Source organism: Arcicella sp. LKC2W, from assembly GCF_034931005.1.
Classification (GTDB): domain Bacteria; phylum Bacteroidota; class Bacteroidia; order Cytophagales; family Spirosomataceae; genus Arcicella.
Genome location: NZ_JAYGIN010000012.1, coordinates 133,114 through 145,658, shown reverse-complemented (window position 1 = coordinate 145,658; position 12,545 = coordinate 133,114). Strand labels below are relative to the sequence as shown.

Sequence of the window (12,545 nt, the reverse complement as noted above, 5' to 3'; positions counted from 1 at the left end):
TCACTTATAACTCATCATTAAATATGCGACACATAGAAATAATGGACACGACGCTTCGTGATGGTGAACAAACCAGCGGAGTGTCTTTCTCGGCTTCTGAAAAGCTAACGATTGCTCAGTTACTTTTGAAAGAAGTAATGGTGGATAGATTAGAAGTCGCTTCGGCAAGAGTATCTGCGGGCGAATTTGATGCGGTTAAGAAAATTACCGAGTGGGCGGCTGAAAATGGTTGTTTGGATAAAATTGAAGTTTTAACCTTCGTTGACGGTGAAACTTCAGTCAATTGGATGTTGGAAGCAGGGGCAAAAGTGATGAACCTTCTCACAAAAGGCTCATTAAATCACCTCACGCACCAACTCAAAAAAACACCCGAACAACACTTTTCTGAAATCGCTCAGGTGATTGCTTTGGCTCGTTCTAAGGGGATTTTGTGTAATGTTTATTTAGAAGATTGGAGTAATGGAATGCGTAATTCTCCCGAATACGTTTTTCAATACCTTGATTTTTTGACGAAAGAACCCATCGAAAGAGTGCTTTTGCCTGATACTTTGGGGGTTTTGACACCAAGAGAAACCTTTGATTTCTTGGATGCTATCGTAAAACGTTACCCAAATACGCACTTCGACTTTCATGCTCATAACGATTATGATTTAAGCATTGCAAACGTCATGGAAGCTATTCGTGCGGGTGTACAAGGCTTGCACTTAACCGTAAACGGCATGGGCGAACGGGCAGGAAATGCTCCTTTGGCAAGTACCATAGCGGTAATCAACGATTTTATGCCCGAAGTGAAAACGACGGTAGTTGAAAAATCTTTGTATTCGGTAAGTAAATTGGTAGAGACTTTTTCGGGTTTCAGAATTCCAGTGAACAAGCCAGTTGTAGGTGAAAATGTTTTCACGCAAACGGCTGGTATTCATGCGGATGGCGACAATAAAAAGAATCTTTATTTCAATAATTTAATGCCCGAACGCTTCGGGCGATTGCGTCAATATGCTTTAGGGAAAACCTCAGGAAAGGCAAATATTGAGAAAAATTTGCAAGAATTAGGAATCACTTTAGCCGATGCCGATTTGAAAAAAGTAACGCAAAGAATCATCGAATTGGGCGACCGCAAAGAAGCCGTAACTCGTGAAGATTTGCCGTATATTATTTCGGATATTTTGGATAGCAGTGCCATTGAAGAAAAAGTTATCGTATTGAATTACGTTTTGACACATTCTAAAAATCTAAAACCTTCTGCCACTTTACAAGTACAAATTGGCGAAGAAATTTTTGAAGAATCTGCTCAAGGAGATGGACAATATGATGCCTTTATGAACGCTTTGAAAAAGATATATTGTCAAAAAAATATCGAACTTCCCCAATTGACAGACTATGCCGTAAGGATTCCACCAGGAGGAAAAACCGATGCCCTTTGTGAGACGATTATTACGTGGGTCATTAACGGCAAAACTATGAAAACCAGAGGATTAGATTCAGATCAGACAGTTTCTGCAATTCAAGCGACGCAGAAGATGCTCAATTTGATTTAGAGTTATTGCCTTCGTGGCATAAAATAAACAAAAAATGAAAAAACATATCTTAGTAGTCCCAGGTGACGGAATTGGGCAAGAAGTTACAACCGTTGGTAAACAAGTTTTAGAGAAAATCGCAGCGAAATTCGGACATGAATTTACGTATGACGAAGCACTTATCGGTCACGTAGCAATCGAAGCGACTGGCGACCCGCTTCCAGAAGAAACTTTAGTAAAAATGCGTGCTTCTGATGCCATCCTTTTCGGAGCAGTTGGACACATCAAATACGATAACGACCCACACGCAAAAGTTCGTCCAGAGCAAGGATTATTGAAAATGCGTAAAGAATTGGGTTTATACGCCAACCTTCGCCCAATCAAATTATTTGACGAATTGTTAGAAGCCTCTTCTATCAAACCAGAAATTTTGAAAGGTGCAGATATTCTTTTCTTCCGTGAATTAACGGGTGACGTTTATTTCGGAAAAAGAGAAAGAATCGAAGACGGAAATACCGCTTACGATACCATGATTTATAGCAAATATGAAGTTGAGCGTATTGCACGTAAAGCTTTTGATGCAGCAATGACTCGTGGTAAAAAATTGATGTCAGTTGACAAAGCAAACGTATTGGAATCAAGCCGTTTGTGGAGAGAAACTGTACAAGCAATTGCTCCAGAATATCCAGAAGTAGAGGTTACACACCAATTTGTGGATTCTTGTGCGATGATGTTAATCAAAGACCCAAAACAATTTGACGTAGTCGTTACGGGTAATTTATTCGGAGATATTTTGACGGATGAAGCATCTCAAATTGCAGGTTCAATGGGAATGTTGGCATCAGCTTCAATCGGTGATAGTACAGGTGTTTATGAGCCAATTCACGGTTCTGGACACGATATTGCGGGTAAAGGTGTAGCTAATCCAATGGCTTCTGTTCTTTCAGCAGCATTATTGTTAGACATTTCATTTGGTTTGAAAGCAGAATCAGAAGCAATTATTGCAGCAATTGATTCAGTCTTGAAAGCAGGTTTCCGTACAAGAGACATCGCTTCAAAAGATACACCAAAAGATATGATTTTGGGTACTGATGCTATCGGTGCAGAGATTTTGAGCAGAATTTAATTGAATTAAGATTAGCCAACTTTCAACAGTTGGCTAATCTTATCACTCTATTTCTTCCCTTCCAAACCTTCTTCTTCCATCCATTCTTCAAATGCCTCTGGCGAGTTCATTGCCGAAGGAATCATTACTCTTCTTGAACGTCTTTCGGGAGCTTTTATCTCAAAATTTTGTTCTGATTTTACACCGTTAGCGGTTTCAAAAGTGATTTTGTATTTACCCGCTTTGATGTAAAAAGCTTTGTCTTCACCTTCTTCAACCTTGATAACTTTATCGTCTTTTTTCTTGGTGTCGTTTAAGTGCTTTTCGTAATCTTTTACAGTCGCAGGATTAATAGTATAATCCCACGTAACGGTATTTATTCCAGTTTCGCTATCATCGTTTAATTCTTTCAAAACTAAGCCTTTATCGGTAGCAATTGTTACTTTCGTTTTGCCTGCATTTTTAGTGAAATAAGCAATTGGCAATTCTCTTTTTTCAGGTTCATCATATTTTCTTGAAGCGTCAACTTTACCCCAACGTGAATTAAAATTGATAGTTTTCATCGTAAATAAATGCAAATCTTTATTCATTAACGAATCCGTCAATTGTTGTACTAAATTTACATCAGCAATATAAATTGAACGACCGTGTGTTCCCACAACTAATTCATTATCACGTGGATGAACGATTAAGTCATGTACTGCCACTGCTGGCATATCGCCCGACATACGCATAAATGATTTTCCTTGATTCACGGAAATATACAAACTGTGGTCTGTCCCAACGTACAATAAATTAGGGTTCTTAGGGTCTTCTTTTACTACGTTTATGGGTTCAGCAGGAAGGTCTTCGCCTAATTTTTGCCAAGTTGTTCCGTAATCTGTTGAACGATACACATAACTGTTAAAATGGTCGTCACGGTAGCCGTTTAATGACACATAAACGGTTCCTTCAGCGTGATTTGAAGCGTTTACTCTGCTCACCCATAAATTTTGCGGTAAACCGTCCGAAATTTTCGTCCAAGTATAACCACCATCTTTTGAAACATGAATTAAACCGTCGTCTGTTCCTACATATAAAAGCCCAAATTTTAAAGGAGATTCATCAATGGTTGTAAGGGTTCCGAAAGGTACATCACCTTCTTTTCCACCTTTTGTCAAATCGCCCGAAAGTGCCTTCCAAGTTTCACCTTTATCTAAACTTCTGAAAAAACGATTGCCGCCAAAATAAATAATGTCTTGATTATGACGTGATAATAAAATTGGACTTTGCCAGTTGAAACGGTTTTTTATGTCGCCAATTTCTTGTGGCATTTGGAGATATTTTTGCGAGCCGTTTGAAGTATTTAGTCTGAAATAATTTCCGAACTGAAAACCTGTATAAACCGTCTGATTATCACGAGTATCGACTGCAATTTGCATTCCGTCACCACCCATAATTGACTTGAACGGATAAGCTCCTTCTGCGTACCATTCATAGTTTGGTTTATTCGTCGAAGAACCAAACCAAACGCCATTATCCTGCAATCCAGCGTAAACATTATACGGTTTTGCCATGTCCACTTGCAAGGCATACAATTGCCCAACGGCTGGCGTATTGGCTTTAAACCATGTTTTTCCGTCGTCGTAAGTGATGTTGATACCGCCATCGTTACCTAAAATTTGGTGTTTTGAGTTAGTCGGATTTATCCAAACAATATGGTGGTCAGCGTGAACATTGTCTGCATTCATCGACTTGAAAGTCTTTCCACCATCGTCAGATTTAACGAGTTGGTAACCTGGAATAACAATTTTGTCAGCATTGTCAGGAGCAACGAAAACTGTTCCGAAATAATATCCATACGTATTAAAAACCCAGTCCAAATAGTCTTTGTGCGTGCGTTTCCAAGATTTTCCACCGTCTTCCGAACGATAAACTTCTGCCCCTGTAATGGGCGTATCGAATAAATCATCATTGGCATTTTCCGTGAATTTCACAATATCCATCACTTGGATTTTTCCAGCTTTGATGTCTGCTTTCAAACTCTTGGCATTGTATTTTTCTGGAAAACGTTTTTCGTCTAAATATTCCGAAATTTGATTGTCTGATAAAGCTAAAAATTGCTCTGTATTCATGCTACGCAATTTTTTGGCAGTCAAAAGATTTTCGTCTTCTTTCTTTTTTCCATCGTCAGGACGGTTCTTTTGATTATCCAAAACGGCATAGACAATATTTGGATTTTGCGGAGAAGTCCCCACGCCTACACGCCCATTGCCATCGCCTTGTGGAAAGCCTGAACCTTCACCTGTGATTAATGACCAAGTATCGCCACCATTGGTTGATTTATAAACGCCTGAGGTTTTTCCTGATTCTACAAAATTCCAAGCAGAACGAGTTTTATGCCACATTCCTGCGTATAAAGTATTCGGGTTAATGGGGTCGATTGTGAGGTCAATTCCGCCTGTGTTTTCGTCAATGAAAAGCGTTTGTTTCCAAGTTTTTCCGCCGTCAGTTGTTTTGAAAAGCCCCCGTTCTTTGTTGGCAGAATAAAGACTTCCTAAAGCCGCCACCCAAACCGTATTGGGGTCGGTTGGATGTAAAATCACTTTCCCGATATGGTGCGTTTCGTTCAAGCCTTTGTGTTGCCAAGTTTTGCCGCCGTCTTCGCTTTTGTACATTCCCACGCCAGAATACGATGAGCGTGAAGAATTTGCTTCGCCCGTGCCAATCCAGATGGTTTTGCCGTTGTTTTTCCAGTCAACCGCAATATCACCGATGGTCATAACTGCCTCATTGTCAAACAAAGGCGAAAAGCTAATGCCATTATTTTCAGTTTTCCAAAGTCCACCCGAAGCATAAGCCACATAAAATTCCGTTGGATTTTGGTTATTTACGTCCACATCCACTACACGCCCCGACATAACTGTTGGACCAATTGAACGAAATTTGACATTATTAACTAAAGATTTAGCTTCCAGAGCTTTACGAATTTCCAGAGCTTTGAAACGTTCGGAAGCGGGCGTTGCTTTGAGTGATTGAGTGACAAGAGGAGCGGAGATTTCCTTTTTCTTTTTTTGAGCATTTGCCGAAAAAGTCAAAGCAAGTCCCACACAGAGTAAAATTCTATTTTTCATTTTGTGATTTTAGGTTGATGATTTTTTGTAAAGATAATAGAAAGTAGATTTTTTTATTGATAATTTTACCATACAAGTAAATCCATTTCAATGCAATATTTCCTAATCTTTTTAGCCTTTCTTTGCGGAGCAGTTTTCCCGACTCAGGCAGCCTTAAATACTCAAATGACCAAGAACGTTGGGCATCCAGTTTTGGCGGCTTTTCTGTCTTTTTTTACGGGTTTAATTGCTTTGTTCCTTTATATTCTCATTGCACGAATTCCACTTCAATCGTTAAGTTCTGCCAGAAATGTGCCTTGGTATGTTTGGTTTGCGGGACTTTTAGGGGCGTTTTATATTAGTACGGTCATTGTGCTGATTCCTCGGTTGGGTTTTGCTCTGACTTTTGGCTTAATTGTGGCTGGGCAAATGGCAATTTCCTTACTCTTCGACCATTACGGTATTTTACATACGCCTATTCGGGAAATTTCAATTGGTAGAATTATCGGAGCGTTATTTTTAGTGGCGGGTGTTATTCTAATCAGAAAGTTTTAGGTTAGATGCAACCTTTTACTGATTGAGAGCATCTGATTGATATCATTATTGTCAAACTTATTTAAAATATTTATCATGAAAACATTATTCAAGACCGCATTTGTTTTTTTATTGGTAAACCTTTGCCAATTGGCTACTTACGCTCAGAATTCAGAAGAAATTCGTAGGGTTTCAAATTTTAAAGGCATTCATATTTCCAGCGGAATAGATTTGTATTTAAAACAAGGTTCGACAGAATCAGTGAAAGTAGTAGCCGATAAAGATAGAATGGATAAAATTATTACTGAAAATGAGGGTGGTGTTTTGAAAATTTACGTGGAATCTTCAAAAAGTTGGTTTGATTTTGAATGGAAAAAATCAAAAGCAATGCGAGTGTACGTGACCGTTAAAGACCTTAATGCACTTTCGGCTACGGGTGGCTCTGACATTTATACGGAAAATAAATTGGACTTAATTAAACTTGAAGTAAAAGCTACGGGAGGTTCTGATGTTAGGCTTACTTTAGATGCTGATGAACTAACTTGTTCAACAACAGGAGGTTCTGATGTGATTTTGGCAGGAACTGCTACGGTTTTTAAGGCAACATCAACGGGAGGAAGCGATTTAAAGGCAAGTAACTTAAAAACTAATTTCTGTACAGTTTCTTCAACAGGTGGTTCAGATGCTTATGTTTGGGCTGAAAAAGAAATCAGTATTTCTGCAACTGGTGGAAGCGATGTTTATCATAAAGGTGGTGCAAGAGTGGTAAAATCAAGCTCTACGGGTGGTTCTGATATTCATAAGCAGTAATTTTTAGATGTTAGAGAATAGATTTTTTTAGATGATAGATTATAATAGATTATAGAGAACAGAGTATAGATAGTAGAGAACAACTTTACAAGTTATATTCTCTATTCTCTAACATCTATTCTCTATTCTCTAACATCTATTCTCTTTCCTCTAACATCTATTCTCTAAAAAAATCACTGTTCATAATAATACCCAAAAATAATGTCCATTTCATCATCAGACGTTAGTCCAAATGAAACTTTTTGATTTGATGTATTATTGAATGTAACTACCGAAGTTAGTCCTTCGTTTTTGTTTAAAGATATTGGTGTAATAAAGTTTTTTATTGCTGGATGTTCCCAATCTAAATTTTCATAAACCACTTCTCCGTCTCTTGTTCCCCCTTTTATCTTAATCACAAACTTTTCGCCATATTTGTGTGTATGCGATGTTAACATCACGATTTTCACGCTTTTATCAAAGGTAAAATCTTTGCTGACTATTGTTTTTGTATTGGCAGGTAAGCTAAAATTTGTGTGATTTAAATCAATTGTTTTGACTACATTTTTGACCTTCGCTTTGTCGGTAGTATATAAATTCACGTAGTTTTCACCGTAAAGATTCCCCGTAGTTTTATTGAAATAATGCGGATTCAAATCAATTGAATAATTAGTAGGCAATAAAAGTGCAGTACCTTCTGGGAAAGTATATTCTTGATTAGCTTGTGTACCGCCACCCAAAAAAATATGGTTTGCCATTTGAAAAATGGTTGCTCCATTCAGTGTATTGTCGGCGTTGCGTAAGTCTCTCACTTGGTCAATTATTGGTAATGTTGTTCTATCTCTGAAATCATACAAAACCATGTGGTGGCTATTGGCACGAGATTGTAATTTGATACGATTTACATAAATATCTGCTGTATTTCCAATATTTCTTCTCACAAATAATTCACGTTCAAAATTGGGTTGAATCGTAAATTTGTCAACCTTTAATTGATAACCAGCCACCCCTTCTGATTGTGGAGTGCCGATTGCCTTAAAGTCATCATTTGCTGAAACACTCGGTGTTTTATCATCCAAAAGTTTAGCATCAACGACTTCGCCTGTTTTGGGAGCTCCAGCTTCAATCCAACGACGCACAAATTCAATTTGTCCAACCGTTAAAGCGGTACTTCCCAAAGGCATGGGCGAGCCATATTGTTTTCCACCGTGATGAGATGCGTCCCAATTGAGTTTATGATACAAAAGACTTTCTAAAGATTTGTAAGCCTTTACTCGCAAATGCCCATCGCCTTTTGAAAGTGCGTTTAAGGGAACTACTCCGATTAAGTTTTCATAAGCTACCGACTTCTCTAAAACTAAACCATGTTGTTTGAAAGTAGCATCAGACACCGACGCATGGCAACCCGAAGTAGCACACGTAGGTGTAAGGATTCTATCTTGCATCAATCCAAAACTCGATACAGTAGCAGGTGTTGTCTCATCCACTGAATTTTTGGTACAAGCCGAAACAGTGAGTAATCCTCCCAAAAGTATTGTAATTCCTTGGTAAAATATTCGTTGCATAATTGTGTTAGAGTTGAGTCTGTTTTACTTTGATATAACAATCCAGAAATGGTTTAGTTTTACGGCTATATAGAAATCATAGTTATTGGGCTGACCCAAAATCTATCTTCTCTATCGTGCTAAAATTGTTTAGTTTTACCATTTAGGGATGATAGAAAACATAGTTATAAATTAGAAAAATCTATCTTCTCTATCGTGCTAAAATTGTTTAGTCTTACCATTTAGGGATGATAGAAAACATAGTTATAAATTAGAAAATTCTATCTTCTCTATCGTGCTAAAATTGTTTAGTTTTACCATTTAGGGATGATAGAAAACATAGTTATAAATTAGAAAAATCAATGTTAACAATTGTGCTAAAATGGTTGAGTTTATAATCATATAGAAATCATAGTTCTTAGACTGACCAAAATCTATGTTACCTATCATCCCCACATGGTAAATTAACGTTAACGAAGTTCTCCTGACGAAATATATAACGTAATAATACCGCCGACGAGTGTAGGAATCGCAAAAATCATAAAGTTAATAGACATAGATAATCCAAGTCCGATTAAAACTCCTCCTAAAAGTGGTCCAACAATTGCCCCAATTCTTCCTGCTCCAACTGCCCAGCCCACGCCTGTATTACGTATTTCGGTGGGATAAATACGAGCTGCCACCGAGTATAAACCTACAAATCCTCCTTGAATTCCAAAACCAATCAATCCGAAAAGAATTAAAGTCATTGCTGAACCCGAAAAGAATCCAAAAATTAACATTAAACAAGCGGTTGCTATCAAAAAACCGCAAATCGTTCTTTTCAAGCCAAACTTACTGGATAAATAACCTTGTGAAACAATGCCTAAAAATGCTCCTAAATTAAAAATTGTTCCTGCATAAATGGCTAATTCTACTGATAAACCTGTGGCTGATGCCAATTTTGGAATCCAAGTTGTGAGAAAATATAAACTGGCAAAAGCCATGAAAATAGCAATCCAAAGACGAACAGTTGCCGTTTTTGTTTCAGGTTTTAAAAGAGAAGTTACAGAAGCTTTAATCCTTGAATCATTACTAATATTGGGCAAACTTGCTAATATGGGTAAAGCCATCTTAGTCAAAATTGAATTGGCTTTATTTAGGGCATTTTGTGGTTGTGTTTTCAATAAAAAATCAAGTGATTCAGACAAGAAAAAATAGGTAATTGGCAATGTACATAAGGTAGAAGCTCCTGCTATTTGGAACATCGTTTGCCATCCGTACATAGGAATTACTTTTGCCGCTACCATGCCCGATAAAACGGCTCCAATTGGATAACCCGACATCACGAAACTGACCCAAAAGTCTTTTTGTGGTTTTGGAGCATATTCAGCCGTCAATGTGGCGGTGCTTGCTAACATTCCGCCAATCCCTAATCCACTAATTACTCTGAAAAAGATTAATGCTTCGACTGAATTGGCAAAAATGGTCGAAAAAACGCTTATCCCCATCAATAAGCCACAAATTAAAATCATGGTTTTGCGTCCAATTTTGTCAGCAAATGGGGCTAAAAACATCGCCCCGATTGACATTCCTAAAAGCCCAGCACTAAAAACAACGCCTAATGATTGAGGGCTAATTGACCATGCTGACGAAATGTGTGGAGCAACGTAGGAAATTACCATTACGTCCATGCCGTCGAGCATATTCATTAAAAAACAGATTAAAATAGTGGATAATTGTAAATTTGATAATTTCTGAGATTCCAGAATAGTGGTTGGATGTTGCATAAGATTATTTTTGGGATATAAATAAGAGAATAAAGATACCTTATTTTGCCTAAAAAAATCTATAAAATTATTGATATATTACTATGATTTGAGTTGTTTGGGGAAGCCTGACAGGCTTTAGAAGAGCTGAAGGGAATCAGAGAGAATAGCTTAGTGCTAAAAAGAACCTTATGGCGGTAAGGCTCAGGAATTCATCTACTTAGGCAATTGTTGCTACTTTTTCGTGCTGTTTTTTTGAAAGTTCCTGATAAGAAAGTGTTCTCAACATTCCTATTTTGATTTTCTTTTTCAGTGCTGCGGTCTCAGACTTATACGTGTTATGACCTTTCAATAATTCTTCAGCGATACTCGCTACTAACGCTTCAACTGATTCTGGCGTTAGGATGATTGGAACGTTTTTCATGGGCGGAGTTTTTGGTGGTTAAATAAAACATGGGTTTGTAATAATTTTACAAAGATAATACTCATTGTAATAACTTCATAATCAAGACGATATCATAACATCAAAGTCATTAAATAAGTTTAAAATATGTGTTAATTTTAGCATAAGTTTAATCAATTACTTTCATAAAAACAATTTCTATGTATTGTTCAACTTAAAGTTTAACTAATACTTTACCTAAAGCACCTCCTTTTAAGATTAAATCTAACTTTTCGGGTACTTCTTCCAGACTGATTTCTGTTGCTAATGATTCTAAATCAAGTGGTTTCCAATCATTAGCTAATTTTTGCCAAATTTCTTTGCGTAAAGTCATCGGACATTCGGCAGAGTCAATGCCTAAAAGAGCATTTCCACGAAGAATAAAAGGAAAAACAGAGGTATGCAATTCGGATGAAGCCACTAAACCACAAGCTGCCGCTGCTCCGCCGTACACTAAAGATTTTAATGCAGTTGCCAAAATATTTCCACCAACGGTATCTACTACACCTGCATAAACGGACTTCAACATCGGGCGACCTGATTGGTCGTCAAGTGCTTCTCTCGTTACAATTTCACTTGCTCCTACTTTCGTTAAAAACTCAACCGCTTTTGGTTTTCCTGTTACGGCAGTTACTTCAAAGCCCAATTTTTTTAGGATTGCTACCGATAAAGTTCCTACGCCACCAGTTGAACCAGTCACTAAAACCTTTCCTTTTTCGGGAGATAAACCATTATTTGTCAAGGCATTAATACATAAACCTGCGGTAAAACCTGCCGTTCCATAAATCATGGCTTCTCGCATGGATAAACCTGTGGGCATAGGAACAACCCAACGGGCAGGCACACGAATGTACTCCGCCAATCCGCCAGAAGTATTCATGCCTAAATCATAACTGGTTACAATTACTTCATCACCAACTTTAAAGTCTGACGAATTACTCTCTGCAATAACACCAGTGGCATCAATACCTGGGGTATGCGGATAGTTTCGGGTAACGCCTTTATTTCCGATTGAAGATAAGGCATCTTTATAGTTGAGGGTTGAATAATGAACTTTTACCAAAATTTCCCCCGCAGGCAAATCTCCAACTTGGCGTTCTATGATGTTTCTAAGATATTGTTTTTCAGTATTTTCTGAAATTTGAAGGGCTTTGAATGATGTGTTTTGCATAATATTAATATCTGATTGTTTTGTTTGTCGTTGTTATACAACAAAACCAACTCGGCAAGAGTTGGTTTTGTTAATTCTTGTACTACAAATATGAAAAAAAACATATAAAATGCAATCAGAAACTATCCAATATTACCAAGTATATCGAACAGAGAGGGCGATTTCATCACTCAAAAAATTTGAATAATTAATAATATTAATGGCTGGTTTCCAGTCTAAACTAACTGCCAATGGTACATTTCTTAATTTGGCTTCCAATCCCAATATTCCGTCTAAACCTAATACTGTTCTTTGGTTATTATCTAAATAACTCGGGCGGTTGTCTCCCCATACATAAACGTGACCACCGCCACCAATAAACCAATTGAAATCTCTTGAATTGAAGGCTCTTCCGTGTACTTCATAAAGTCCAGTAAGCCCAAAACCTCGACTACGGAAAGTTCCGATTGCCTCAATGGCTGCATTTCTTTTTACGAAGGTTTTGTAGGTGATTCCATTCGAAAGCCCTAATCTAAGCCCCAAAGCAGATTTATATAACTGAGCATTTGACAAAAAACTAATGCTTAAAAATGAAATCAATAAAATGATAGTGTGCTTTTTCATGTG

Annotated in this window: 10 protein-coding genes; 4 read left to right on the top strand and 6 right to left on the bottom strand. The window is 37.6% G+C overall.

The annotated features are described in order from the left end of the window. Positions 1 to 23 precede the first annotated feature (23 nt). Together VB796_RS11480 and leuB are read left to right on the top strand one after the other, a co-directional pair. Positions 24 to 1,535, top strand: coding sequence for an alpha-isopropylmalate synthase regulatory domain-containing protein (locus VB796_RS11480; RefSeq protein WP_323346686.1), 1,512 nt, complete (start codon positions 24 to 26; stop codon positions 1,533 to 1,535). 34 nt (positions 1,536 to 1,569) lie between these two features. Continuing rightward, entirely contained in the window at positions 1,570 to 2,640 is a 1,071-nt protein-coding gene (leuB, locus tag VB796_RS11475) for a 3-isopropylmalate dehydrogenase (protein WP_323346685.1), read from the top strand. Positions 2,641 to 2,687: 47 nt separating this feature from the next. On the opposite strand, the gene VB796_RS11470 is transcribed toward leuB, so the two are convergent. Next, positions 2,688 to 5,732: a WD40/YVTN/BNR-like repeat-containing protein gene (locus VB796_RS11470; RefSeq protein WP_323346684.1), complete on the bottom strand. Its 3,045-nt coding sequence runs from the start codon at positions 5,730 to 5,732 to the stop codon at positions 2,688 to 2,690. 90 nt (positions 5,733 to 5,822) lie between these two features. Between VB796_RS11470 and VB796_RS11465 the strand changes: the two genes are divergently transcribed. Together VB796_RS11465 and VB796_RS11460 are read left to right on the top strand one after the other, a co-directional pair. Then, a complete protein-coding gene (locus VB796_RS11465; RefSeq protein WP_323346683.1) occupies positions 5,823 to 6,266 on the top strand; it encodes a DMT family transporter in 444 nt (147 codons plus the stop codon). 75 nt (positions 6,267 to 6,341) lie between these two features. Further along, on the top strand, positions 6,342 to 7,055 hold the full coding sequence (locus tag VB796_RS11460; protein WP_323346682.1) for a head GIN domain-containing protein: 714 nt from the start codon (positions 6,342 to 6,344) through the stop codon (positions 7,053 to 7,055). Between the two features lie 173 nt (positions 7,056 to 7,228). Here VB796_RS11460 and VB796_RS11455 read toward each other — a convergent pair whose 3' ends face one another. From VB796_RS11455 to VB796_RS11435, 5 genes are all read right to left on the bottom strand, one after another. After that, positions 7,229 to 8,599 carry a hypothetical protein gene (locus VB796_RS11455; RefSeq protein ID WP_323346681.1) on the bottom strand — a complete coding sequence of 457 codons (1,371 nt, stop codon included), beginning with the start codon at positions 8,597 to 8,599 and terminating at the stop codon, positions 7,229 to 7,231. Positions 8,600 to 9,048: 449 nt separating this feature from the next. Then, positions 9,049 to 10,347, bottom strand: coding sequence for an MFS transporter (locus VB796_RS11450; RefSeq protein ID WP_323346680.1), 1,299 nt, complete (start codon positions 10,345 to 10,347; stop codon positions 9,049 to 9,051). A gap of 199 nt (positions 10,348 to 10,546) precedes the next feature. Continuing rightward, a complete protein-coding gene (locus VB796_RS11445; protein ID WP_323346679.1) occupies positions 10,547 to 10,750 on the bottom strand; it encodes a hypothetical protein in 204 nt (67 codons plus the stop codon). 193 nt (positions 10,751 to 10,943) lie between these two features. Continuing rightward, positions 10,944 to 11,939 (bottom strand): YhdH/YhfP family quinone oxidoreductase, encoded by a 996-nt coding sequence (locus VB796_RS11440; RefSeq protein ID WP_323346678.1) that lies wholly within the window; start codon positions 11,937 to 11,939, stop codon positions 10,944 to 10,946. Between the two features lie 132 nt (positions 11,940 to 12,071). Next, positions 12,072 to 12,542 carry a hypothetical protein gene (locus VB796_RS11435; protein ID WP_323346677.1) on the bottom strand — a complete coding sequence of 157 codons (471 nt, stop codon included), beginning with the start codon at positions 12,540 to 12,542 and terminating at the stop codon, positions 12,072 to 12,074. Positions 12,543 to 12,545 lie beyond the last annotated feature (3 nt).

Coding starts and splice junctions, on each gene's coding strand:
- VB796_RS11460 (WP_323346682.1), top strand. CDS start 6,342: ATGAAAACATTATTCAAGACCGCATTTGTTTTTTTATTGGTAAACCTT.
- VB796_RS11435 (WP_323346677.1), bottom strand. CDS start 12,542: ATGAAAAAGCACACTATCATTTTATTGATTTCATTTTTAAGCATTAGT.
- VB796_RS11450 (WP_323346680.1), bottom strand. CDS start 10,347: ATGCAACATCCAACCACTATTCTGGAATCTCAGAAATTATCAAATTTA.
- VB796_RS11440 (WP_323346678.1), bottom strand. CDS start 11,939: ATGCAAAACACATCATTCAAAGCCCTTCAAATTTCAGAAAATACTGAA.
- VB796_RS11470 (WP_323346684.1), bottom strand. CDS start 5,732: ATGAAAAATAGAATTTTACTCTGTGTGGGACTTGCTTTGACTTTTTCG.
- VB796_RS11465 (WP_323346683.1), top strand. CDS start 5,823: ATGCAATATTTCCTAATCTTTTTAGCCTTTCTTTGCGGAGCAGTTTTC.
- VB796_RS11445 (WP_323346679.1), bottom strand. CDS start 10,750: ATGAAAAACGTTCCAATCATCCTAACGCCAGAATCAGTTGAAGCGTTA.
- VB796_RS11480 (WP_323346686.1), top strand. CDS start 24: ATGCGACACATAGAAATAATGGACACGACGCTTCGTGATGGTGAACAA.
- VB796_RS11455 (WP_323346681.1), bottom strand. CDS start 8,599: ATGCAACGAATATTTTACCAAGGAATTACAATACTTTTGGGAGGATTA.
- leuB (WP_323346685.1), top strand. CDS start 1,570: ATGAAAAAACATATCTTAGTAGTCCCAGGTGACGGAATTGGGCAAGAA.